This is a genomic window from Rhizobium sp. ERR 1071 (assembly GCF_007828675.1).
Classification (GTDB): domain Bacteria; phylum Pseudomonadota; class Alphaproteobacteria; order Rhizobiales; family Rhizobiaceae; genus Rhizobium; species Rhizobium dioscoreae.
The window spans coordinates 770,376-794,285 of the sequence record NZ_VITM01000004.1 but is presented as its reverse complement, the minus strand read 5'-3'; the positions used below and the strand labels follow the sequence as shown (position 1 = coordinate 794,285).

The 23,910-nt window shown below is 57.7% G+C and carries 22 protein-coding genes; 11 read left to right on the top strand and 11 right to left on the bottom strand.

Annotation, left to right across the window (positions count from 1 at the left end):
- Positions 1 to 478: 478 nt before the first annotated feature.
- Positions 479 to 1,180, bottom strand: coding sequence for a cell envelope integrity protein TolA (locus tag FBZ99_RS18340; RefSeq protein WP_145634164.1), 702 nt, complete (start codon positions 1,178 to 1,180; stop codon positions 479 to 481).
- A 212-nt stretch (positions 1,181 to 1,392) separates the two neighbouring features.
- Here FBZ99_RS18340 and FBZ99_RS18335 point away from each other — a divergent pair, with 212 nt between their 5' ends.
- The gene (locus FBZ99_RS18335; RefSeq protein ID WP_113352431.1) at positions 1,393 to 2,208 is read left to right on the top strand and encodes a DUF4946 domain-containing protein; all 816 of its coding nucleotides are present in this window, start codon (positions 1,393 to 1,395) and stop codon (positions 2,206 to 2,208) included.
- Positions 2,209 to 2,339: 131 nt separating this feature from the next.
- Here FBZ99_RS18335 and FBZ99_RS18330 read toward each other — a convergent pair whose 3' ends face one another.
- The 3 genes from FBZ99_RS18330 to FBZ99_RS18320 all read right to left on the bottom strand — a co-directional run bounded on the left by FBZ99_RS18330 (position 2,340) and on the right by FBZ99_RS18320 (position 6,178).
- The gene (locus tag FBZ99_RS18330) at positions 2,340 to 3,350 is read right to left on the bottom strand and encodes a polysaccharide pyruvyl transferase family protein (RefSeq protein ID WP_069615611.1); all 1,011 of its coding nucleotides are present in this window, start codon (positions 3,348 to 3,350) and stop codon (positions 2,340 to 2,342) included.
- Positions 3,351 to 3,409: 59 nt separating this feature from the next.
- Positions 3,410 to 4,894 carry a lipopolysaccharide biosynthesis protein gene (locus FBZ99_RS18325; RefSeq protein WP_113332805.1) on the bottom strand — a complete coding sequence of 495 codons (1,485 nt, stop codon included), beginning with the start codon at positions 4,892 to 4,894 and terminating at the stop codon, positions 3,410 to 3,412.
- A 411-nt stretch (positions 4,895 to 5,305) separates the two neighbouring features.
- Complete coding sequence (locus tag FBZ99_RS18320; RefSeq protein WP_113332804.1) at positions 5,306 to 6,178, bottom strand: glycerophosphodiester phosphodiesterase family protein; 873 nt, start codon at positions 6,176 to 6,178, stop codon at positions 5,306 to 5,308.
- A 235-nt stretch (positions 6,179 to 6,413) separates the two neighbouring features.
- Here FBZ99_RS18320 and FBZ99_RS18315 point away from each other — a divergent pair, with 235 nt between their 5' ends.
- Positions 6,414 to 7,541, top strand: a complete 1,128-nt coding sequence (locus FBZ99_RS18315; protein WP_113332803.1) for an ROK family transcriptional regulator — start codon at positions 6,414 to 6,416, stop codon at positions 7,539 to 7,541.
- Between the two features lie 35 nt (positions 7,542 to 7,576).
- On the opposite strand, the gene FBZ99_RS18310 is transcribed toward FBZ99_RS18315, so the two are convergent.
- Positions 7,577 to 7,951 (bottom strand): winged helix-turn-helix transcriptional regulator, encoded by a 375-nt coding sequence (locus tag FBZ99_RS18310; RefSeq protein WP_113332802.1) that lies wholly within the window; start codon positions 7,949 to 7,951, stop codon positions 7,577 to 7,579.
- A gap of 84 nt (positions 7,952 to 8,035) precedes the next feature.
- On the opposite strand from FBZ99_RS18310, the gene FBZ99_RS18305 reads away from it, so the two are divergent.
- Together FBZ99_RS18305 and FBZ99_RS18300 are read left to right on the top strand one after the other, a co-directional pair.
- Positions 8,036 to 8,653, top strand: a complete 618-nt coding sequence (locus FBZ99_RS18305) for an FMN-dependent NADH-azoreductase (RefSeq protein ID WP_113332801.1) — start codon at positions 8,036 to 8,038, stop codon at positions 8,651 to 8,653.
- A gap of 175 nt (positions 8,654 to 8,828) precedes the next feature.
- On the top strand, positions 8,829 to 9,446 hold the full coding sequence (locus tag FBZ99_RS18300) for a hypothetical protein (RefSeq protein WP_113390115.1): 618 nt from the start codon (positions 8,829 to 8,831) through the stop codon (positions 9,444 to 9,446).
- Positions 9,447 to 9,483: 37 nt separating this feature from the next.
- Here the strand turns inward: FBZ99_RS18300 and FBZ99_RS18295 are convergent, their stop codons facing one another.
- Positions 9,484 to 10,461 carry a DUF1402 family protein gene (locus FBZ99_RS18295; protein ID WP_113352428.1) on the bottom strand — a complete coding sequence of 326 codons (978 nt, stop codon included), beginning with the start codon at positions 10,459 to 10,461 and terminating at the stop codon, positions 9,484 to 9,486.
- 202 nt (positions 10,462 to 10,663) lie between these two features.
- On the opposite strand from FBZ99_RS18295, the gene FBZ99_RS18290 reads away from it, so the two are divergent.
- The gene (locus FBZ99_RS18290) at positions 10,664 to 10,999 is read left to right on the top strand and encodes a hypothetical protein (RefSeq protein WP_113352490.1); all 336 of its coding nucleotides are present in this window, start codon (positions 10,664 to 10,666) and stop codon (positions 10,997 to 10,999) included.
- A gap of 50 nt (positions 11,000 to 11,049) precedes the next feature.
- Here FBZ99_RS18290 and FBZ99_RS18285 read toward each other — a convergent pair whose 3' ends face one another.
- Positions 11,050 to 11,661 (bottom strand): transglutaminase-like cysteine peptidase, encoded by a 612-nt coding sequence (locus FBZ99_RS18285; protein ID WP_233788663.1) that lies wholly within the window; start codon positions 11,659 to 11,661, stop codon positions 11,050 to 11,052.
- Positions 11,662 to 11,989: 328 nt separating this feature from the next.
- On the opposite strand from FBZ99_RS18285, the gene FBZ99_RS18280 reads away from it, so the two are divergent.
- On the top strand, positions 11,990 to 14,461 hold the full coding sequence (locus FBZ99_RS18280; RefSeq protein WP_145634161.1) for a glycoside hydrolase family 3 C-terminal domain-containing protein: 2,472 nt from the start codon (positions 11,990 to 11,992) through the stop codon (positions 14,459 to 14,461).
- A 102-nt stretch (positions 14,462 to 14,563) separates the two neighbouring features.
- Here the strand turns inward: FBZ99_RS18280 and FBZ99_RS18275 are convergent, their stop codons facing one another.
- The gene (locus FBZ99_RS18275) at positions 14,564 to 16,642 is read right to left on the bottom strand and encodes a putative bifunctional diguanylate cyclase/phosphodiesterase (RefSeq protein WP_145634159.1); all 2,079 of its coding nucleotides are present in this window, start codon (positions 16,640 to 16,642) and stop codon (positions 14,564 to 14,566) included.
- 519 nt (positions 16,643 to 17,161) lie between these two features.
- Here FBZ99_RS18275 and FBZ99_RS18270 point away from each other — a divergent pair.
- Positions 17,162 to 18,436 (top strand): TadE/TadG family type IV pilus assembly protein, encoded by a 1,275-nt coding sequence (locus FBZ99_RS18270; protein ID WP_113352424.1) that lies wholly within the window; start codon positions 17,162 to 17,164, stop codon positions 18,434 to 18,436.
- A 132-nt stretch (positions 18,437 to 18,568) separates the two neighbouring features.
- Here the strand turns inward: FBZ99_RS18270 and FBZ99_RS18265 are convergent, their stop codons facing one another.
- Both FBZ99_RS18265 and FBZ99_RS18260 read right to left on the bottom strand, forming a co-directional pair.
- Positions 18,569 to 18,976, bottom strand: coding sequence for a helix-turn-helix domain-containing protein (locus FBZ99_RS18265; RefSeq protein ID WP_113352489.1), 408 nt, complete (start codon positions 18,974 to 18,976; stop codon positions 18,569 to 18,571).
- A 260-nt stretch (positions 18,977 to 19,236) separates the two neighbouring features.
- On the bottom strand, positions 19,237 to 20,133 hold the full coding sequence (locus tag FBZ99_RS18260) for a LysR family transcriptional regulator (protein ID WP_113352423.1): 897 nt from the start codon (positions 20,131 to 20,133) through the stop codon (positions 19,237 to 19,239).
- Between the two features lie 133 nt (positions 20,134 to 20,266).
- On the opposite strand from FBZ99_RS18260, the gene FBZ99_RS18255 reads away from it, so the two are divergent.
- From FBZ99_RS18255 to queE, 4 genes are all read left to right on the top strand, one after another.
- Complete coding sequence (locus FBZ99_RS18255; protein WP_113352422.1) at positions 20,267 to 21,373, top strand: aldo/keto reductase; 1,107 nt, start codon at positions 20,267 to 20,269, stop codon at positions 21,371 to 21,373.
- A gap of 167 nt (positions 21,374 to 21,540) precedes the next feature.
- Positions 21,541 to 22,251, top strand: a complete 711-nt coding sequence (gene queC, locus FBZ99_RS18250; RefSeq protein ID WP_113352421.1) for a 7-cyano-7-deazaguanine synthase QueC — start codon at positions 21,541 to 21,543, stop codon at positions 22,249 to 22,251.
- On the top strand, positions 22,251 to 22,607 hold the full coding sequence (gene queD / locus FBZ99_RS18245; RefSeq protein WP_113332791.1) for a 6-carboxytetrahydropterin synthase QueD: 357 nt from the start codon (positions 22,251 to 22,253) through the stop codon (positions 22,605 to 22,607). The genes queC and queD overlap by 1 nt, the downstream gene beginning before the upstream one ends.
- Positions 22,604 to 23,332: a 7-carboxy-7-deazaguanine synthase QueE gene (queE, locus tag FBZ99_RS18240; protein ID WP_113352420.1), complete on the top strand. Its 729-nt coding sequence runs from the start codon at positions 22,604 to 22,606 to the stop codon at positions 23,330 to 23,332. Before queD ends, queE begins: the two co-directional genes overlap by 4 nt.
- 95 nt (positions 23,333 to 23,427) lie before the next feature.
- Here queE and nrcR read toward each other — a convergent pair whose 3' ends face one another.
- Positions 23,428 to 23,784: a transcriptional regulator NrcR gene (gene nrcR / locus FBZ99_RS18235; protein ID WP_113332789.1), complete on the bottom strand. Its 357-nt coding sequence runs from the start codon at positions 23,782 to 23,784 to the stop codon at positions 23,428 to 23,430.
- Positions 23,785 to 23,910 lie beyond the last annotated feature (126 nt).

The window sequence follows — 23,910 nt, the reverse complement described above, 5'->3', positions numbered from 1 at the left end:
ATTCACACTGTCGCTCATGGAATTCTCCGCATGACTCATGCAGAAAATCGCCGATCAGCAGTCCGAAAGATACGTGGGGTGGCCTACGCGCTTACAGAACAGCTTTGGTCTGAAGGCTGAAACCGAGTGGGTAGCGAGCGTTGGCTGCCTCGCGCCTCTTGGCAGCTAGCTGCCTCTCAAATGGCATCAGCCTCCAAAAAACGGGTGGGATCGCCTAAGGTGATTCCGCTCGATATCGTATCGTGGTCTTGCCGCTGGATTAGGGATCGACGACGAGCGCGCAGCCTTGCTCAGGCAACGGTTATTGTCGGGCCGATGCACATTTCGTCGACGCCTGTCCGTAAAGCTCGCTCAAGGACGTTACCTTCGAGGCTTCACCAATGTTTGGAAGCCATTGTGGATGGTGTTCCTGGCATAGAACCGACTCATGAGACCGGTCACAGATATTTCTGAAGAGACACAGTTTCTTATGTTTGCCTCACCCGGCCTGAAAATCGATCAATACTTCGCGCCACTGATCGTAAAGATCCTGATAGGCGGCTAAATCCTTGAACGGCGCACAGCGTTGAACTGCCTTGACAGCACTTGTTGCAAAGGGGGCGAAACGGGGATCGTCGGAAGAATTGATGACAACGGGATTCAACAGGAGCGAACCGTCGCGGCCGAGGACGAGTTTCAACCTCGGCTTTTCGGAGGGAACGGCATCGGGTCGAATCCAGCAACTCGCGATATTGGCCATCAGATCTTTCCGGATGACGGTCTGGATGTCGGGTGAAGCAGGCGATCTTTGCTGTTTCTCAGCCTCCTTGGTACCCGTCATTGGCCCGAAAGCTAATTGATCGCTCTGCATGTTTCGCTCCGCGAGACCGATCCAGGATCTCGCGCCGATAGCCTGCAAGGCAAGTACAATCAAAAGGATCGTCGTGAACGTGATTGCAATGCGCAAAAATGGCCAGGTTGTCGCAGACTTGCTTGCCCAAAAGCCGGTGCAAAGTGCAGGTACAGCGACCGTAAAAAGCAGTCGGCCAAGTGCTTCACCGGCGTAAGGTCCGGCTAACCCGAAAACAGCCAGGAGGCCTGCCAAGAAGAGCGTGAATGCTATGCCGGCACAAACGAACGCCTGTGCGAAAGGACCCCGCATCGGTAATATCCAACCACTGGAATGGGTACGAACGATCACAAGTGGCAGCTCTTAGCATCGCTTGGTAAAGCAGTCGATGGCCAAAATTATATGTCACGCGGCGATCATTACTGCCAGATCCTGTCATCCGAAGGAGCTTAAGTGGTTCATGACATCGTGGCTTTGTTGATTCATTACCGCCTCAATGGTAGCCGCATGTGAATCGTTTTATATGCCAGACTTCCACCTTATGCATTTGGGCTTGCCGAAATATGGATATCGTCGACAAGGAGCGACCAGGCTTTAAGAAATTGAGTTGGTGGCAGTGGCTTCTACTGGCTCTCATGGCCATCGTCAGCACGGTGTTGCACAGCCTATCGGTTGTGGACGCCACGTCGCCGGAGCTCGCCGCGCAACAAGGCGGCGCTTTGCTAGGTACCTTTATTGGCGCGATCATAATCCCCTACGGCCTCGCCTATCTTGTGGGACGTTTGGCTCGGCGATCGCGAACTGCTTTCCTTTTGAGCTTGTGGGGGCTGGCGTTGCTTGTATTGGCAGCGCAAATCGGCCAATTGACGAAGACGTCTACCGCTGCGAATTCGGAGGGAGCAAATGCCAGCAATATGCCTATTACCTGGCCAGCAGGATATAATGTAACCAATACCTCAATTCCCGTCGAGAATTTTGGCGGACCATTGCCGGGACTGTCACAAACCGCGATTAAATCGAACCCAGACGGCTCACCGCTCACCGCTATAGTTCTGACCAGCTTGCCGCATAGAGAGAGTGAAGAATTAAAGCTCGATGATCAGACACGCACTTTGCTTGCAACCGTGCGCAATTCATACGAAGCCCAAGGCATGAAAGCGGTCTGCGACACGCCTGTGGGGCAGATGCTTGGAGGGATTCCCGCACTGCAAACGACCTGTACAGGAGCCGTGAATGAAGTTCCTTCCGTCAAACAAGTTATTCTCGTCGCGATTGACAAGAGACAAGTTTATTCCCTGAGCTTCACTGCGCGGCCGGCAGATTTTGTCGAACATGAGGCTGAATTCACGATGGTACGCGATAGTCTACATTTCCAATGAGCCGCCGCAGCCGCTGGCTTCAATTAAAGCGAAGCCCACAAGACAAGCCCATGGGTCGTTGTTCTTCACTGGTATCCCTAAAATGATGTCTTGCGGACGCAGCCCGGTCGCATGATGCGACCGGAAATACGTCAGGCGGCCGGTGCCAATGGTTGTGTAGCCTGATTACGCGCCCAGGCGATACCGTCTTCGAGAGAGGTCGCGCGGTAGGCGAGATCGGTGCCGCCGGAAAATGCCGCCATGAACCGACGTATCTTGCCGTAGCTATTGTCCAGCACGGCATGCGGTCGTCCAAGCAGGATCGAGCAGATGTGGACATGCAACCGGTCTGTGACGATCGCGCGGCCGCGGGAAATCTGGCGGATGCCGCGCCGCAACCGGTTATGCGCCGCCGCGTCGAGCTTGCGCAGCCGTATCTCGGCCGGCTTGAGGGCGAGCAATGCCGTTGCCGCACCGAAGGCTTTGGAGATACGTACACGCTTGGCGGATTCAGTCGTCCAGTCTTCTTTCGGAATGTCGGGATAGGCAGAAAGGTTGGCGTCTCCGACCTTCTCGAGATCCGATCTCAACATGGCAAGGACGTCAAATTCCGGTTCATCCGGCCGGATCGTTCCGATGCTGAAGGCCATGTCCGGGCAAAGACGCACTTCGCAGTCGAAGTGCTTATGGGCGAACTCTTTCGATTCTTCGTCGCGCACCAGCAATACGAAATGCTTGTGGCGTCCGATGACGCGGGCGCTTTCCTCTATGCGTGCCTGCGACTTGTAATGGATGGATTGCGGGAACTGGATCACCTGCCGATTGGGAAATCGTTCCAGAACCCGTTCGCGAAAGTCCTGATGCGCATCCCAGATGTCGCCGAAATTGCCGCCGCCATGAATGAAGATCGGACCGGTCGGCATGGTGCGCTCGAGTTGCTCGGGCGAGAAGTCGTCGATCCGCGAGACATAGGTCGGCCGCTTGCCATATCGCCGGTTGAGATAGGCCATTTCGCCGAGCCAAATGGCGGAGTCGCCGCAATTGCGGATGTCAGGAAAATCGAGGATCGCCAGCGGCTCATCTTTGCTGATGTAATCCTTCAGGCAATCGTGGATCATGTTGTCCAGTTTCGCGATCAGCTGTTGATTTGATTGTAACGTCATTTCCCCATTCCCCCGTTTAGATGACAGGTCAGTCTCCGGCCGATATCGGCCGCGCGTTTTCAGGCAGGACGAAGCCTCGGCAGCACTTTGCCGAGTATGTTTCGTACCTCCGTTTCCGGGCCGGCCGGCCGCCTCATCAACGTCCACAGCAGGAGCGTCGAACCGCAATAGAGCAGGCCGCCAAGCAGGATCAGGATGGCCAGATGCGTCACGAGCACGAGCTTGTCGTCCGTGTAGGCAAGATGGCTCGAGGCGAGCGAGACGCCTGCCGCCATGATGGCGACGCTCACGAGTGCCCGAAGGTTCACCGACAATTGCCTGGCGACGCTGATGCCGGTGAAGCGCCGTACGAGCATCATGTTGACGGCGGTACTGAAGAGGCCGGTGAAGACGCGGCCGGCAATGACCCCCGGAAGACCATAGAGCAGCAGGCCGCCTATCATGATCGGCACGCGCAGGCAGAACATCTGCGTGTCTCGGACGAAGAGCACGCGCGTCTCGCCTTTGGCCATGCCGAGCGGCTGCACCAGCGAGCCCAGCGTCTGCAGCGCAAAGACAGACGCAAGCGACTGGATGATGAAGATGACAGGCGCCCATTTGTCGCCGAGCGCGAGCCTCACCAACGGGTCGGCGGTCACGGCAACGCCGATGCCGGCTGGAAGAGCTACAGCAGCAACCAGTGCCTGAACACGCTGATAGGCGGCGGCGAGCCTGCCCGGATCGTTGTGAATGCCAGCGAAAGCCGGATAGATCGTCTGGGTGAGGGGCGCGGTCGCCTCCCGCGTCGGCATCATAGCGAGGTTGCTGCCGACCGAATAATAGCCGAGCTGGATGCCGCCGAGCATCTTGCCCACAAGCAGATAGTCGAAGCGCCAGTTGAGCGTGCTGACGATCTGGCCTGCGGTCAGCCAGGCGGAGAAGGAGAAGAACTCCCGCATATGCTGGAAGGTGATCCTGGGCCGGAACGGCAGCACGAGATAGGAGACAATGACGTTCGTCGCCTGGCTGATCAGCGTGCCGACGACGAGTGCCCAATAGCTTTGATAGATGATCGCGATCGCAACCGAGACGACGAAGCCCGCGAATTTCTGCGAAACGGCGAGCACGAACTCCTGCCAGAAGATCAGATCGCGCTGCAGCATAATGCGCCGCGGATTCGTAAGGCCGCCCATCAGCATGCTAATGCCAAGAGCGAACATGACACCCGTCAGCCTCGGCTCATTGAACAGGGCGGCCGCCGGATAGGCAAAGATCGCAAACAGGATGCAGATCGTCAGCCCGCGTGCGGCATTCAGCGTCCAGGCGGCACTGAAATGGGATTCATCCGGTGCATCATGGCGGATCAGCGCCTCGGAAAGGGAAAGCTCGGTAACGGTCGTGACGATCATCAATATCGTCATGCCGAGGGCGACGACGCCGAAATCAGCCGGCGCTAGATAGCGGGCCAAGACGAAGGTGCTGAGTGTTGCAAGCCCGTTCACGATGGTTCGAGATAGGCTTAACCACATGCTTCCCTTGACGAGCCGTCCCGTGATGCTGCTCATGCGATACTGAAGTCCCACTGCGCTGTGATGCGACCTCTTAACCGCACAGATATCCCGTGCCGTACCAACGTCTTACGGCTGGAACGGCTGCGCAGAATTATGCAGATTCATATGGTCGCTGTGGATGGGGCGGACCCCGGCGTCTCAGCGGGAACTAGTTCAGTGAATCCTTAAGTCAACATTTCCAGTTCATTTTCGCGTCAGTTTTAATTCATCTCCGCATCATTTTTTTCGCGGGTGCAGCATTTGTCCCCATAGGGGGACGATCTCGACCGGCTCCGCTTATGGGAGGCAAGCCCTTTCGCAGGGAAAATATGTTTCGATGCGGATAACTGCTGCGGCAGGACGCAGAAGCCCGGACGATCGGAAGACCGCCCGGGCTTTTCTGTCTTGCCGTTGCCGAAGATCCTGTCAGGTGGCGCTTCTGATAGCGAGCCACCGCTTGAATTCGACATTCGTGTCGGTCTGGATGGCACCGACGCCGGCGTCAACGAGCGCTCCCCAGACGCCTTCGGGGTCGCCGAGTGCGCGGCTGTCGTTGAAGTCGAGATTATGGGAGACGTCGAGTGTATTGATCCAGAGCCGGATATTTTGACGCTCCAGTTCCTCGCGCCCGGCGGCAAGATCGGCAATGTCGGTAAATTTCACCTCGATCATCGGCGCCTCGAGCGATTCGATCATCCTGAGATCCTCGGTGAATTTTCCAGGTCGGACGGGAAACATCGGCATATGCGGGATCGAGCCGAACCAATCGGCGTCCAGTACCGGAAAGCAGCCGCTTTGCGGTTCGACATCCGACTTGATGATGACGTGATCTTCGGCACCCAGCCGCCGCACTGCAGCAATGACCTGCGGCAGTTCGCGGGGGAATTTCGTGTCGATATTGACGAAGACGCGCCCGCGTGCCTCTTCCAGCGCTTCTTCGAGCGTGGGAACGCGTTCATCCGTCATTACAGCCAGCTCTCCGCCGGCACCGGCAAGCAATCGTGCATCGCGGACTGTGGCGAAACTGCTCGCTCCGACGACACCCTTGGCGGAGGTGGTGCGGTCCAGCGTCTTGTCGTGAATGACGACGAGATGGCCGTCGGCGGTCGCCTGCGTGTCGATTTCGACGAATTCCACCCCAAGCTCGGCTGCCGCACGGATTGCCGCCAATGAATTTTCGGGAGCTGCCGACCAAAGCCCGCGATGGGCAATCGTCAGAATGTTTGGATTGGCCCGGGAGAGGAGGTCGTAGATATCGGCATTGCGGGATGAGGGCGATGTGGCGGTCTGGCTATGCATGGGAAAAGCTTTCGTGAGCTGTCGGTTTTCAGGCGGGAATGAGCGGATGCGAGGTTCGATGTCGAATGTGAGCACCAATGGGTGTGGCCGACGCGATGTATTGGCACCGATCGCTGTTATGGCTATTAATACACATAAAGTGTAATATTTATGACGAGAGCCGCGAATATGGGGTTCGGATTGTACGCTGACAGGCGCGGGCTAAGTCGGCATGACAGGAAGCAGGATTGCACTCATGGCAGCGCTTGAAAAATCCCCACTGGCAAGCGAGAACGAGCGCCTCATCCTCGATATTGTTCGCAGCCGCGAGCCAATCCCGCGCGCGACCATTACGGCTCACACCAATTTGACGCAGCAATCGGTGCATCGGCTCGTCGAGACACTGACAGCTCGCGGCTTGCTTCGCGCCGGTGCGCCATTCAAGGGCGCGCGCGGGCAGCCGAGCCCTACTATCGAACTGGAACGGAAGGCGGTTTATTCGGTTGGTATTTCCGTCAATACCGATGCCGTGACACTGTCGCTTGCTGATTTCGGCTGCGACATCGTCGATCAGGAGGTGCTCAGCGGCGTGCCCGCCGACCGCAAGGCAACGCTGGCAATCCTTGCCGAGAAACTGAGTTCGATCCTGACGCGCCACGAAATATCGCGCGCAAGTCTCATCGGACTTGGCTTTGCCATGTCGGGCTTTTTCGTCGGCGATGATCGTCGTTTCAATGCCCCGGAGCCGCTGCGCGACTGGTCTCTGGTCGATCTGCAGCCGGAACTTGAGCATGTCTTTGCATTGCCGGCCTGGTTGGAAAACAACGCAACGACGGGCGCGATCGGTGAGAGCTTGCGCGGTGTCGGGCACTGGTGCAAGACCTTTGCATACTTGTCCTTCAACTATGGATTTGGCGGCGGCCTGGTTCTGGAAGGCAGGCCTTATCTGGGCTTTCATGGGAATGCCGGGGAGTTCAGCGTCATATATAATCCCGACGAAGTGCAGCGCCGGCCGGCTTTGCAATATCTCATCGCCACATTGCGGGAGAGCGGTGTCGACATAGGCTCCCTTGAGGAACTCAAGCAGAATTTCGACCCTTCCTGGCCCGGCGTCGAGAGCTGGCTCTCCGAGACCATGCCGATGCTCGACCGTCTGATTGCCACGCTTGCCGGGGTGATCGATCCGCAAGCCATCGTCTTCGGCGGCCAACTCCCGCCCGAACTTGGGCGAATGATGATCGCGCGCGCCCGCCTGCCGTCGCAGCGTCCGCATCGCTATGGTGCCGCCCCGCCGGGGCCTCGGCTGGTTCTCAGCGAAACCAAAGGTGACGCCAGCGCGATCGGCGCGGCCCTGCTTCCGTTGAAGTTCCGGTATTTCTTGTGAGCACTTCAAAGAACTACCGACCGAAATGCCTCACCCTACCGTTTGTCGTATTGGGCGCGTGCCTCCTGAATGACATCCTGATTGGCGGTTGCCCATCCCACAAGCGCCATCACCGGACCAAGCAGTTCCCGACCGGATTTGGTGAGTTCATAGTCCACTCGGGGCGGAATGGTGGGGAATAGCGTGCGCGTCACCAGGCCGTCGCGCTCCAGCCCGCGCAGCGTCAACGTCAGCATTCGCTGAGAAATGCCATCGATCCGCCGCCGCAACTCGTTGAACCGTACAGGGCCATCTTTGAGAATGGCGATGACGTACAAGCTCCATTTATCGCCGATGCGATCGAGAATTTCCCGCACCATCCGGCAATCGTCGAAATGGGGGATGGGAAAATCAATGTCATTCAGTGTCATGAATGTGCCTTCTTGCGGAGAATGAATTAGTTACATTAATAGCGTTGGTCACAATTATTTACCACTCATATTAGGAGTCAGCAAATGACCAACATTCTCGTCGTAACCTCGAGCCCGCGAGGGGCCGAAGGCCTGTCCACACGCTTCGCAACCGAGATCGCGGAAGGGCTCAAAGATCGCTTGGGCGGAACGCTCGTGATACGCGACTTGGCAGCTCAACCGCTGCCGCATATCACGCTGGCCTATATCGAAGGCCGTATGGCACCCTCGCAGGCGCGGACGCCGGAACAGACTGAAGCCGTAGCACTTGCAGAGACATTGGTGAACGAGGTCAAGGCCGCCGAGGTGATCGTTATCGGTTCCGGAATGATCAACTTCAGTCTGTCTTCCCAACTCAAAGCCTGGATGGATCATATCATCTGGCCCGGCGTCACCTTCAGCTATGATGCGAGCGGCGTTAACGGCCTTCTGAGCGGCAAGAAAGCCTATGTGGTGACGGCCAGTGGTGGCGTCTTCTCCGAGGGTGTCCATGCAGCCTTCGATTTTCAGACGAACTATCTGGAGCATCTGCTCGGCTTCATGGGCATAACCGACATCGAAACTGTCCGCCTCGAAGGCACGGCTCACGGCGCCGAGGCGACAAATGCGGCCATTGCCAAAGCCGAAATGCAGATACGTTCTGCGCTCGAACAGGCAGCGTGATTGGTCGCAACACGGTCCTTACAAAATGGGCTCGTGCCTTATGGGCCGAGCCCATTTTTCCTTCAGCGCACAGCCGATCCCGGAGGGGCCGCATTTCATTTCCGCATCATCAGCGGTTCAGCGCTTTGTCAGAACGGCTTGTTAATGCACGGCCCGTATTTTCTGGACGACCGCATTGGCGCGTAAGACTGCAATCATTGTCGGCAATGGAAAGCTGGAACGCGATATCGCCGGTATCGTAGACGAGGCGCAATTCGTCATGCGTTTCAACGAACCGGTCCTTTCCGAAGGCATGAGCGGCGAGCGCACCGACATGATCATGCTGGCCGCATCAAGCAAGATCTTGTATCGGCGGCTTCTCGATCCGAGCTTCATGGATAATGCCGCGCTCAAGGCCGCAAAGGTCTTCATGCTGGCCTATCACCCCGATATCATTCGCAAATATCACCCCCGACCGAACATCTTCCAGCGTCTGCAGGGTCGAAAGGCTGACTGGACGATGCAGGCAATCGAGTTGCTGGGCAGGGCCGGCAAGGAGATCCGCATCATGCCGCCTCAGACCTACATTGACGGCTGCGGCGAGCTCGGTATTTCCGGGCGTCGCATGCACAAGGTCTTTCCTAGCACAGGCTTCCTCGGCATCTGTTATGCGCTTTCAAGGTTTCCCGCCTCGGAATGGGACATCAAGCTGTGCGGCTTTGGCTGGGAGGGATGGAAGCGGCATGATTGGCAGAATGAAAGAGCCTGGGTCGAAAACAAGATTGCCAATGATCGCGTCAGCCTGATCGCCTGATCAAACCGGTGTTCTTCATGGATAAAGTTCTGGCGGCTTACTGGCTATTGTCGCTGCCGAGCAACCCACGAAGCTCCGGCAGTTTGTCGTTCACCAGCCAGCCATAATAATTTTCTTCCGGCAATTTCTTCCCGCCCGAAGCATCCGCCGCCTGCCGCAGGGCAGCCGCACGGCGGCGCGGCTGGCCGACATTGTAAAGCGTTGCCGTCAGGCCGGGATTGTCGGTGATGTCGAAACCCTCCGCGCGATAGGCGTCAATGGCATCCTTTACGATGGCGGCAATATAGATCACGCTGCGATCGGGATCCATGATGTCGCGGTAGATCGCCTGCGGATCATCGACCGATAGCTTCGGCAGGCCGCTTGTCGCGTGGACGAGATCGGTGACTTCAAGGGCGGTCAAAGGGCTGATCTGGCCAAGACCGAAGGTCTGGCCCGCAAAGAAGGGCTGAAAGAACGCGCGCTGGAACGTCATGTTTTCATAAGTGACACCATCGATGACCTTGCCTCGAAAACTCTTGTCCCAGGTCTCGTCGCGGCATTCCCAAAGTTCGGCGCTGCCGGTGAAGGCGTTGCAATGGGCGAATTCCGGCTTCTTCAGGAAGGTTTGGACCGTCACGTCCTTATAGGCGAATTTGAAATCGGACTGCGAATAGGCGAGCGCCTTGACGTAGTAGGACTTCACCCTGTTGACGATCGTGATGTTGTAGGTGTGTTCGCCGACCAGGGCGCCAACAATGTGGATGGGGTCGATCCCATAGGCCTGCCCGGCCTTCCTGATCGAGGCCATCAGCTCCTTGTCGTCGCGAAGCACGCCGATGATCTTCTGGTATTTTTCGTCGTAGGTGGTGTTGAAGGCCTTGGCCCGCAGTACCGAAGTATTGGGGATGGGCGGCTGAACGCTGTTGCGATTGCCTGGCGGCACGCGCACGAGCTCACGCGCAGAAACCGCGTTCGTGAATGCAAGGATAAAAAGAAGACCGAGTGCCGGGAGTATCGACAGGCGTGTTCGCATTCGCAAAGTGGCTTTCCAAAAATATTCCCCGGCGCGGGGACGATCTTGATACGCGATCGCTATCCGAAGGCAAGAGCGTAAGCTTCTTCCGTCTCACGAATCACAATAAACTTCGATCAAAGCAGCTCTCGGCTGCACAGGCATAGGGGATATGGCCGTCCAGGGTTGCGTTCCCGTGGTCCGGGCTTTCGAAAGGATGTCGATGCAACATCTCGTGATCGCAGGGAGCATCTTGCTTGCAGCCGCCCCCGGCGAAGCTTTGCCGACGATGGCGGATGTTCCGGCGCTGGCCAAGGCGGCGGTCGCGCGGCGAATAGAGGTGCCGCCCTCAGCTATCCATATTCTGGAAGCCAAGCCGAGCGAACGAATGCCGGGCTTCGTCGTTTGCGGTCGTGTCGATACGGGAACTACAAATGACGGCGCCGGTGCGGAAGGTGCAGAACGCTTCTTCGTCGTCATCCCCGGCAATTTTGCCATTCTGGACCAGGATGGGAAAGGCCTGGTCGACAGCTATTGGGCCGCCAATCACTGCGAGTGAGACGCCAGTGCCTTGCTGATCATGGCAAGCTCTTCGGGTGTGCGACCGGATTACAGCCGAACCCAATTGTTCGGATTGTCGGCCGTCTGGCGCTTGATGAAAGTGTAGCCCGTTCCGCTCCAGTTTTTCACCGTATCGGTGAGATTGTCGAGGATGAGATCGCCATTATTGGTGCGCGCCATCAAGACAAGATGTCCTTCGTTATGGGTATCGAGGACGACCGTCAGCAGCAGAGCAGATCGCGGCCAGCCTGCTTCCACGAGCAATTTCTTCTTTAAGAGAACATAGTCATTGCAGTTGCCGGCACCATCGTCGGGATAGGTCCACCAGTTGATGATGCCGAGCTTGTAGATGCCGTAATGATCGTTGTCGCCGACACCCTCGATCTCATGATTGACGAGGCTGTTGATCTGCTGCAGCTGCTCCCAGCGATCATGATCGAGATCGGCGAACTCCACGCTTTTTTGGCCAGCCACGCATTCGGCTGGCTGCGCTTTGCAGAAGCTCGTCCAGCCGACGGGCACGCTCGCTTCCGTCACCTCACGCGCAAACTGATGTGCGTGTGCCGCGGCGGTATTGGCCACGGGTTTTGCCGTTGTCGCTGTCGAAAACAGCAGGCCGGCGACGAAGAGAAAGCTTGCAGCGACTAGAAGTGAACGCATACTCGGCTCCATGAGTTGGGCTCATGAAATCCGACGCGGTCAAATTTATTCGGAAAAAGATTATTCGCATTTTATCGAACCGGCGCTTTTGACCGGTACGGCAATCAGGGACGTCCATTCCTGTGCCGAACTTATGATTTCCGATCGGTTGCGAAGCGTGCTCCGTAGCGGCTGCGACCTGAATGTCGGCAAAAAAAGATATGGAATTTCATTCACATATCGCACTATCGGAAGAACATCTGGCGTGTTTATGATTTGTTGGTCTTAAATGCGAATCTCCATCGCGGATGGACGATGGAACAGCCAGCGAATTGCTCGGGAGGCCTTTATGATCGACGATATTCTCGACCGGATGACGCTTGAAGAGCAGGTTTCGCTGCTGTCCGGCGCCGATTTCTGGACCACGGTGCCGGTCGAGCGCCTTGGTGTTCCGAAGATCAAGGTTACGGATGGGCCGAACGGAGCCCGCGGTGCCGGCTCGCTGGTTGCGGGCGTCAATGCCGCCTGCTTTCCCGTCGCCATCGCCCTTGGCGCGACATGGAATCCGGCTCTTGTCGAGCGCATGGGTGTGGCACTTGCCGGTCAGGCCAAGAGCAAGGGCGCCTCGGTGCTGTTGGCGCCGACGGTCAATATTCACCGCTCCGGTCTCAACGGCCGCAATTTCGAATGCTATTCTGAAGATCCGATGCTGACGGCCGCGCTTGCCATCGCCTATATCCAGGGCGTACAAAGCCAGGGCATTGCGGCCACGATCAAGCATTTCGCCGGCAACGAATCCGAGATCGAGCGCCAGACGATGTCGTCGGATATCGACGAGCGCGCTCTTCGCGAAATCTATCTGCCGCCGTTCGAGCAGGCTGTGAAGAAGGCTGGCGTCATGGCCGTCATGTCCTCCTACAACCGGCTGAACGGCACCTATACGAGCGAGCATCCCTGGCTGCTGACCAAAGTTTTGCGACAGGAGTGGGGTTTCGACGGCATCGTCATGTCGGACTGGTTCGGTTCGCATTCGACGGCGGCGACCATCAATGCCGGGCTCGATCTCGAAATGCCCGGTCCGACGCGCGACCGTGGCGAAAAGCTGGTGGCGACGGTCCGCAATGGCGAGGTTGAGCCGAAGACGGTGCGCGAAGCCGCCCGCCGCATTCTGACGTTGCTGGAGCGTGTCGGCGCCTTCGAGAAGGTGCCCGATTTGAGCGAACACGCGCTCGATCTGCCTGGGGACCGCGCGTTGATCCGCGAGCTCGGAGCCGAGGGTGCCGTGCTCTTGAAGAACGACGGCATTCTGCCGCTGCAGAAGGCAGGGCTTGGGCATGTGGCGGTTATCGGGCCGAATGCTGCCGAAGCGCGTGTCATGGGCGGCGGCAGCGCCCAGATTGCCGCCCACTACAGGGTCAGCCCATTGGAAGGCATCCGGCAGGCACTATCGAATGCCAACAGCATTCACCATGCCCCCGGCTGCCGCAACAATCGCCTTATCAATGTCTTCTCCGGTGAGATGCGGGTAGAGTATTTTAAGGGCCGCGATCTTGCAGGACCGGTGATCGCCACCGAAACGGCAAGCAAGGGCGAATTCTTCTGGTTCGACCTGCCGTCCTCGGAACTCGATCCCAATGAGTTCTCCGCCCGCATGACGGCCTCCTATGTGCCGACGGATAGCGGCGAGCATGTATTCGGCATGACGAATGCAGGCCTTGCCAGGCTCTTTGTCGACGACAAGCTCGTCGTGAATGGCTATGACGGCTGGGCCCGAGGCGACAATTATTTCGGCACGGCCAATGTCGAGCAGCGGCAAGGCATCCATCTGGAAGCCGGACAGAGCTACAAGGTGGCGGTGGAGTATTGCTCTTCCGCGACGACCGAGGAGGGGATCAATCTGACGGCGGTACGCTTCGGTGTGGAGAAGCCGCTCGGTGAAGAGGCCATGCTGGATGCCGTTGAGAAGGCAAGGAATGCGGATGTCGTTCTGCTCTTTGTCGGCCGCGACGGCGAATGGGATACGGAAGGACTCGATCTGCCTGACATGCATCTGCCGGGCCGGCAAGAGGAATTGATTGACCGCGTGGCGGCCGCTAATGCCAATACGATTGTCGTGCTGCAGACCGGTGGCCCCATCGAGATGCCGTGGCTCGACAAGGTTCGGGCCGTGTTGCAGATGTGGTATCCCGGCCAGGAACTCGGCCACGCCGTTGCCGATGTGCTCTTCGGCGATGTCGAGCCCGGCGGGCGCCTGCCACAGACCTTCCCGAAGCGCTTGTCGGATAACTCCGCCATGGTTGGTGATGCGTCGATCTATCCTGGCAAGGATGGGCATGTGCGCTATGCTGAGGGCGTTTTCGTCGGATATCGTCATCACGATACGCGCGATATCGAGCCCCTGTTCCCCTTCGGCTTCGGTCTTGGCTATACGCGATTTTCCTGGGGCGAGGCGCAAGCTTCGGCAACGACGATGGGCGCGGAGGGCATCACCATCATGGTCGATGTCACCAATATCGGCGACAGAACCGGTTCCGAACTCGTGCAGCTTTATGTGCGCGCGCCTGCTTCGGCAGTCGAGCGGCCGGACAAGGAGTTACGTGCCTTTGCCAAGCTTCGGCTTGAGCCCGGTGAACAGGGGACGGCTTCGCTTGTCGTGCGCCCACGCGATCTGAGCTATTTCGACGAGCAGACCGGAACATTTCGAGCTATCGCCGGTCGCTATGAGCTTCTCGTGGGCGCCAATGCTCTCGATATCCGCTCCACAGTTGCAATCGAGCTCGCGAGCGAATGGATCGGCGAGGTTTCGGATCGCTCGATCTGATATCGCGAACGGATGCGGCTGACAAAATCGAAGAATGAAAGGAGGGCACCGGTTTGCGCCCTGCAATTGCTGCAGATATTGCATTGACGCGTGAGGAACGTCCTAGCGACGCCGCATGCGATAGGGCGGCAACCGGCCGGAAAATGCCAATGCTTCATCGTCCTCCACGGACGTCTCCTCTTGAAAGATTTGCCCGACGGGCTTCGGCCGTCCGAGGAAGAAGCCTTGCGCCTCGTCGCAACCCTCGACACGGAGGATTTCAAGCTGATGGTTGGTCTCGACGCCTTCCGCGAGAACAGGGATATCCAGGCTCTTGCCGAGCGTGAGCACGGCGCGGACGATCGCTTTTGCCTGAATGCTGTGATCCACTTCGTTCATGAAGGAGCGATCGAGCTTGATTTTGTCGAAGGGGAAGGAGCGAAGCGTATCGAGCGACGAATATCCTGTTCCGAAATCGTCGATGGCAACGGTCACGCCAAGAGCCCGGATCTGTCGCAGGACATGTAAAGTACGAGTTTTGTCGGCAATGATTGTGGATTCGGTAATCTCAAGCTCCAGCCGCGACGGAGCAAGGCCGGTTTCGATAAGGATCGCATGAACGAGTTTTGCGAGATCGGCATGAGCAAATTGTACGGGTGATAGGTTGACGGCGATCTTGTAGGGCTGCTCCCATGACGCTGCCTCCTTGCAGGCCGTGCGCAAAACCCATTCGCCGATGATAAGGATCGTGCCGCTTTCTTCGGCGATCGGAATGAATTCCGAAGGCGGCACAGCACCATGCTCGGGATGATGCCAGCGGACGAGGACCTCGTAGCCGCAGATCTGCCCTGTGCGAACCGAGGTCTGCACCTGATAGTGCAGATCGAGCTGATCCAGTTCGACAGCACGGCGCAGGTCCTGGGCCAGCGTATGACGGGCGCGGGCAGCTTCATCCATCTTGGATTCATAAAAGCAGACTGCGCGGCCGATATCGGCCTTGGCGCGATACATTGCGAGATCGGCATTGCTGACGAGGCGCTCCTGGTCGACGCCATCGTCCGGATAGACGGCAACGCCGATGCTGGCCCCTGTCGCCGTCTCGAAATCGTCGATCCGGATGGGCTCGAACAGGACCTTCTCCAGTCGGGCAACGAAATCCAGCAGTTCGCTCTGCTCCCGGAAGCGCTTGGCCGCGGCAAACTCGTCACCACCGACGCGTGCGACGAACTCGCCGTCCCTGACGAGGCGGAGCAGCCGGCGTCCAATCGCCTTAAGTGCCTGATCGCCAGCCTTGTGTCCCCGCAGGTCGTTGATTTCCTTGAAGCGATCGAGGTCAATGCCGATGACTGCAAGCTTCACGCCGTCTTCGCTGGCATGTCCCATCTCGCGTTGAAGATGGTCGGCAAAGCTGCTGCGATTGGGCAGGCCCGTCAGCAGGTCGTTGAGGGCCATATGCTGAAGTTTTTCGATGGATTCGCGCGAGGCTCGCTCGTCGATCATATAGCTTGCCACGCCGGTGCCGATGATAAGCAACCCACCGCCCGCCACGGCAACGGCCATGGCCTTCAGTGCGTAGGCGTCAGCGATGGCTGCGCCGGTTACAAGCGGGGTGACCGATACGGCGGTCATTGCCGTAAAGTGAAGCGAAACCACGGCGATGACGAAAAGAGCGAGGCCGGCGATCGGGGAGAGCTGCCAAGGCCGGCGCACCGCCTGATTGAGCGCAAGCGCCGCAAAAATCACCGAAAGTGCGACCGAGGCGACAACATAGCCCTGGTTCCACTCAACGATCCCGTCGACGTGATAGGCCAGCATGCCTGTATAGTGCATGGTGGTGATGGCAAGGCCGACGACGGCTCCGCCGAATTCCGGTGCAACGCGCGGCACGCGCGACAAGGCGATCGCAAAACCGCCGGCACAGCCGATGGCAGCCAAAAGAAAGGAGGCCATCGTCAGGATCGGATCGAAGGTGACCGGCGCACCGACCTCGTAGGCCAGCATGGCAATGAAATGCGTGCACCAGATCGAAGATCCAGCCGCCACGGCCGTCAGAAAGATCCAGCCGCCACGCTGAAGTTCGAGCGTCCTTTCGGCTCGCTTGAGCAAATTGAGCGTGATCCAGCCGCCACTGACGCAGACGAACGCGGCGAGAAGAACGAGCCACAGATTGTGTTCCGTGAAGATGCAGGAAAGAACGCGCACGTAAAGATCCCAACCATAGCCATCAGGGCGAAGAAGACAGTTGCAACGACGGCTGCCGCACCTGAAATCGATGGCGATTGCTTTCGCGGGTAAACACTAAAAATCGGGTAAAGACACTTCGGGTAGATTTGCAATTTTTGCGTTATTTTTATGGTGCCTGTCTCGCGTATATATTGCGGATCATGCGTCTTTCTTCATGAAATGTTCGGTTTATGCCCGATTTAAGGCCGTCGGAGTGTGAGTACCGTATCGAACTTCATTCAATTCGACCACGGGATCGACGACTATATCCTGTATTCTTGGTAAATTTCCTCTCAATTTTTGCAGTATAAATAAGAAGTTTGCTCTTATGAGAATCTAAATATTTTCGTTCGATAATATAAATAAGTATATTTGAAAGTAATAATACTTTCGATTCGCGAATGTTTTGAAAATACAACTTATGCTACAGAGAGCTTGCTCGTGAAGAGATTCAGGATCTATCCACAATCGTTTGTCGCATTGCGCAAACTATCAGGGATGCTGTTTGCGGACTGTTCGGGGAATTTCGCAATCACGACGGCGCTGGTTGCCGTTCCGTTGATCGCGGTGGGTGGTCTGGCGCTCGATGTTACCAATGCGATGCTCGTCAGAACGGAATTGCAAAATGCCGCCGACGCCGCTGCTGTGGGTGCAATCGCGGATTCATCTCCTGCGGTTGCGGCTGCCATGGCGATGACAAGCGACGGCACCGTCACGATCGGTCAAGGCGACGCCAACAAGCTCTTCTACGGCCAGGCGTCCAGCGATCTTCAGAATATACCGGTCAGTGTCAGCGCCGGGGTAACCCGCACCGGCAATATCGTCTCTTCCACGGTCAATTTTTCGGCGAACGTACCGACGACGCTCAGTCAGGTCATCGGCAAGACATCCATTCCCGTCAGCGGTTCGGCATCCGCACAGTATCAGACGGCGAACTTCATGGATTTCTACATGTTGCTGGACAACACGCCATCCATGGGGATCGGTGCTACGCTGAACGATATCAACACGATGGTGGCGCATACGCGAGATAGTTGCGCGTTTGCGTGCCACGACAAGAACGATACAAACAATTACTACAATCTTGCAAAGAGCCTTGGCGTCCAGACCCGCATTGCTGTTGTCGGGCAGGCGACACAGTCGCTTACGGATACTGCTAAGACGAACCGGGTAACACCCGATCAGTACAGAATGGCGGTCTATACATTCGGTGCTGACACTACAACAATTGGCTTGACCAACGTATCGGCGCTGTCATCCGATATGAAGCAGGTCAGCGATACCATCAGCAAGAACGTGGACCTGATGACCGTTCACGGACAGGGCGACAACAACGACCAGGATACGAGCTTCGATACGATGCTGACGCAGCTCGCGCCGATCATCGGAACAGGCGGCAGCGGAAAAACCACTTCCGATCGTCAGAAGGTCCTCTTCCTTGTCACTGACGGCGTCGGTGACAGCAAGAAGCCAAACACCTGCACCAAGCCGACGACGGGCGGGCGTTGCCAGGAGCCGCTCGACACCACCTTCTGTCAGCCCTTGAAGAACCAGAACATCAAGATCGCTATCCTCTATACGACCTATTTTCCCCTGCCGACAAACCCTTGGTACAACCAGTGGATCGCACCCTTTCAATCGCAGATCGGCACCAATTTGCAGACTTGCGCCTCACCCGGCCTCTATTTCGAGGTGAGTCCGACGCAAGGCATCTCGGACGCTATGAACGCCCTGTTCCTGAAGGTCATTCGTACGCCACGTATCACAAGCTGACGGCGAAGCATTGAATTGTCGGGGCAATGAAGGCTGAAGCGGTTTGGGGCTTCACGGAATCATCAAACCGCTCCATCACTTTGTTTCGTAAATTCGGACGGAAAGCCGCCGCGCACTTATTCCGGAATTGCTTTAAGTCAACGCCAGCGACTTGAGCAGGCCGACGATCTTCTGTCGGGTCCTCACATCCTTGATCTTTGCAAAGGCTCGGTTGAGCTCAATACCTTCTTCGGACGAAATGAAACCGACGAGGTCGTTGCGGATCACTCTTGCTTCCTCGGTCGAAACAGGGTTGTCGAAGGCTGCGTTATCGAAGAAGTGCGAGATCGGGACGCCAAGACAGTCGGCAACATGTTGCAGGCGACTTGCGCCGACACGGTTGGCGCCTTTTTCGTATTTCTGAACCTGCTGAAAGGTCAGGCCCAGTTTTTCGGCAAGCGCCGATTGGCTCATACCCAGCAGGCGCCGTTGCGCGCGGATGCGTTTGCCGACTTCGATATCGATCGGGCTGGGCGGCTTTCTCTTCGAAATATCTTGCACGAGTTCCTCTTTCAGACCGGGAGGCTGCCAATCCGACCGACAGGAGGCGAGGGCGAATGCCCCGAACCCATGCATGCCCTCATTGGCGGAGCTTTCCAACTATGACTGCCGAGTGCCGTGAGAGACGGCAATCGCGATTCAGCTGGATCGCGATCCAGCGCTGCATTTCGTGCGTATTTCGTACAATGGCTGCGCGATTTGACCATTCGTTAGCATGTCGATGGGAAGCAAATGGCGCTTTTTGCCCGCCGAGGAGCGACTCAACGATTGATCTGTCGTACCGTGTCGATGAAAGCCCTAAGTTTCGGGGCCAGCTCGGCACGACGCGGAAAGTAGAGAAAAAGGCCTGCTTCCGTCACCGCATAGTCACCTAGAAGGTGGACAAGCCTGCCGGATGTGATCTCCGCCTTGACCAGCGGTTCGAAGACATAGGCCAATCCCACGCCTGCAACGGCCAGCTCTATGGCCGAATGTGCTTCGGTGACGATCGCCTGGCCATTCACCGTCACCGCGACATCCCGCCCATCCTCGACGAATTCCCATTGATAAAGGCCGCCGGAGCGGATCAGGCGGTAACCGATACAATTATGGTTGGAGAGCTCCGCAAGCGTGTTTGGACGCCCGAAACGCCCGATATATCCAGGCGAAGCGACGACGATGGATCGGAAAGGAGGGGTGAGGCGAACGGCGACCATGTCCTGCGCGATCATTTCGCCGACGCGGATGCCGGCGTCGAAACCCTCGGAGACGATATCGGTCAGCCTTTCATCGGAGAAGATTTCCACTTCGACTTCGGGATAGCGTTCGGCCATCGCTGCGATCACGCGTGTGACTGCCAGCGGCAGGCTGATGCGGGATGCATTGATGCGTAACAGTCCGCTTGGCCTGCCCTTGACGGCCCTGATACGCTCGATGCGGTCGTGAATGTCCTGCAGCGCCGGGGTGATGGTGGCGATCAGGCTCTTGCCGGCCTCGGTCAGCGCCACACTCCGCGTCGTGCGGGCAAAGAGGGGCTGGCCGAGCCGTTCTTCCACGAGCCGAACGGCATGGCTAACGGCCGATGCGCTCATGCCCAGTTCGCTGGCGGCGGCGGCAAACCCTCCGCGGCGGGCCACGGCGGCGACGATGGGCAGATGTGGCAGCAGATCGCGATCCATTGCTGCACGATATCGCATAATGCATGCAAATTAAATGATCTTATCGAATAGCTCGAAAACAGCGACTCTAGGTGCATCACGCATCGCCGGGTCGGTCGTGGATACGCCCGGTTAGCCAAAGAGGAGCAGAGCGATGAGCATGGAATTTTATACGCTGGGCAATAGCGGCTTGAAGGTAACACGGCTCGCCCTTGGCACCATGACCTTCGGCACGGAATGGGGTTGGGGAGCAGACAAGGAAACGGCACGGGCGATCTTCAATACTTATGTCGACGCCGGCGGCAATTTCTTCGACACTGCCGATGCCTATACGGGCGGTACGTCTGAGGCTTGGCTCGGTGAATTCATCGCCGAGCGCGGCTTGCGCGACGACGCCGTCATCGCAACCAAGTTCACCATGAACCTTACCGCACAAACGCCGAATGCGGCCGGCAATGGCCGCAAGAATATCCTGCGGGCCGTCGAAGGGTCGTTGAAACGGCTCAACGCGGATTATATCGATCTCTATCTCATGCATTGCTGGGATCGCCTGACGCCGCCAGAGGAGGTGATGCGCACCTTCGATGACCTGGTCCGCTCCGGCAAGGTGCGGCATGTTGGTTTGTCCGATGTTCCGGCATGGTACGCCAGCAGAGCCCAGGCGGTCGCCGAACATCGCGGCTACGAGCCGATCTCCGCACTTCAGCTCGAATATTCGCTGGTCGAACGCAACATCGAAAATGAATTTGTGCCGTTCGGAACGCGTTACGGCGCCGGTATCATGGCCTGGAGCCCGCTTGCGAGCGGTCTGCTGAGCGGCAAATATCGGCCGAGCAGCGAGAGGCAGACCGCCGGCCGGCTGGAAACCGTGCATGGTACGACCAATCCAGGCTTCCAGAAATTCAACGAGCGCAACTGGGCTGTTGTTGCCGAGCTGGAGAAGGTGGCGACCGAGCTCGGCCGCAGCATGGCGCAGGTGGCCGTCAATTGGGCGATGACCCAGCCTGGCCTCGCCTCGATCATCATCGGTGCCACGAAACTGGAACAACTGAGGGACAATCTCGGCGCCCTTGAGTTTACGATACCGAACGAACTGCGGCGGCGCCTGGATGAGGTCAGCGCCCTGCAGGCGACTTTCCCCTATTCCTTCTTCGGATCGGAGATCCAGGGCAGCTTGACGGGCGGCCAAACGGTCGGTGGCAAGCCGGCGGGTTACTATCCAGATCTGAATATTTCCGGGAAGTTTGCTGGGGTCAGCTGACGGCCTTACAAAACCTCGACGCGCCGGCAGGTGCCGGCGCGTTGCCATGAAATGTTGCGGAATGCCTTGTTTCCTCCCGGTTCTGCTGCTAGTGAGCCGGCCGTGGCTTTGAAGAGCCCATGAAATCCGGTCGCAGCCCACCCGGTCAAAACAAGGGATCCTGAATTATGAAGACTATCGTGATCTGCTCCGGCGGATTGGACTCCGTTTCGCTCGCCCATAAGGTCGCAGCCGAATATCAGCTTATCGGCCTCGTCTCCTTCGATTACGGTCAAAGGCACCGCAAGGAGCTGGAATTCGCAAGAGCCTGCGCCAAGCGTCTCGGCGTGCCGCATGAGATCATCGACATCACCGCCATCGGCAAGCATTTGACCGGATCGGCTCTGACAGATGATGTCGCGGTGCCGGATGGGCACTATGCCGAGGAAACCATGAAGGCGACGGTCGTGCCGAACCGCAATGCGATCATGCTGGCGATCGCCTTCGGGCTTGCGGCTGCACAAAAAGCGGACGCTGTTGCCGTCGCGGTTCATGGCGGCGATCATTTCATCTATCCCGACTGTCGCCCGGGTTTCATAGACGCCTTCCAGCAGATGCAGCACCATGCGCTCGACGGCTATGCCAGCGTTTCGCTCTATGCGCCCTATGTGACGATTTCCAAGGCGGATATCGTTGCCGACGGTGCCCGGCACAAGACCCCCTTTGCCGAAACCTGGTCCTGCTACAAAGGCGGGAAACGTCATTGCGGCCGCTGCGGCACCTGCGTTGAGCGGCGCGAGGCCTTTCATCTCGCCGGCATTGAGGATCCGACCGAATATGAGGATGCCGATTTCTGGATTGCTGCGACATCGGGCTTTTCGGCCGAAGAGGTGAAGTGATGTACCGCATCACCAAGGAATTCCACTTCTCCGCCTCGCATCAGCTTTCGCATCTGCCCGATGATCACCAGTGCGCGCGCATGCACGGGCACAATTACATCGTCGTGGTGGAGCTTTCGGCAACAGAACTCGATCAGAACGGCTTCGTGCGAGACTATCATGAGCTACAGCCGTTAAAGCGCTATATCGATGAAACCTTCGATCATCGTCATCTGAACGATGTCTTCGGACACGATCGCGTCACGTCCGAATATCTCGCCAAGCATTTCTACGACTGGTGCAAGGAACGATTGCCGGAAGCATCCGCTGTGCGGGTCAGCGAGACGCCGAAGACCTGGGCGGAATACCGGCCATGAGCGGCGCGCTCATCCGCGTCAGCGAGATCTTCGGGCCGACGATTCAGGGCGAGGGGATCCTGATCGGTCTTCCGACGATTTTCGTGCGCACCGGTGGCTGCGATTATCGCTGCTCCTGGTGCGATACGCTGCATGCCGTCGACAGCGACTATCGCGACCAATGGCGGCCGATGCCGGTCGATGAGATCTGGCAAGAGGTGAAGAGGCTTTCCGGCGGCAAGCCGCTGACGATCTCGCTTTCCGGCGGCAATCCCGCGATCCAGCCGCTCGGCCCGCTGATTGCACGCGGTCATGCGGAGGGATATCGCTTCGCGCTGGAGACTCAAGGGAGCCTGGCCAAGGAGTGGTTTGCCGAACTCGATGTGCTGGTGCTCAGCCCGAAGCCACCTTCGAGTGGCATGACGACGGACTGGATCGCCTTCGACGACTGTCTGCGCATGGCAGGCGACGGACCGCAAATCGCTTTGAAGATCGTCATATTCGACGATCTCGACTATGAATATGCGCGGGACGCGGCCGCTCGCTATCCCCAATTGTCCGTCTATCTGCAACCCGGCAATCACACGCCGCCGCCAGCCGATGCAGAAGATGCGCTTGTCGATATCGACGGCATCGTCGAAAGGATGCGCTGGCTCGTGGAAAAGGTCGGCGATGACCGATGGTTCGAAGCGAGGGTGCTGCCGCAATTGCATGTGATTATCTGGGGAAACAGGCGCGGCGTGTGAGCAATTGCGATTGGCCATAGCATGCCTGCGCGATCCATCGGCATCCGAAATTTGCATTCGGTGGCCGATGGCGGCAAAGCCGCATCGGCTCTTTGTCATGGTTTTTTGTCGTGATCGTCATTGTCGCCGGTCTTCGGTCTCGCCGGTTTGAGTTCGGCGTCGAAAATCCCGGCAAGCGTCTTCAGGATCTGCAGGACGCCTGGATGATCGCAGGTATAATATCTGAACTGCGCCTGGCGGCGCACTTTCACGATACCGGAATGATGCAGGCGGGTCAGGTGCTGGCTGAGCGCCGATTGCGATATTCCCAGCTTCTTGGCCAGGCTGTTCACATCTTCCTCATGGCCGGAAAGATGAATACAGACCTCCAGGCGCTTGGGATTGGAGAGCTGGCTGAGAAGATCTGCATGATAGATGAGACGCTCGTCTTCTGTGGACTGATCTGAGTACATCGCGTGGCCGATCGTTGGTGTTACACTACAGAGCCGCAGCACCGCGAGATTATAAACGCAAAAGTTGCAAAATTATGGTCTAATTTATTGCAAAAACGTTGCGCGTTCGCGGAGCAAACGGCCCTC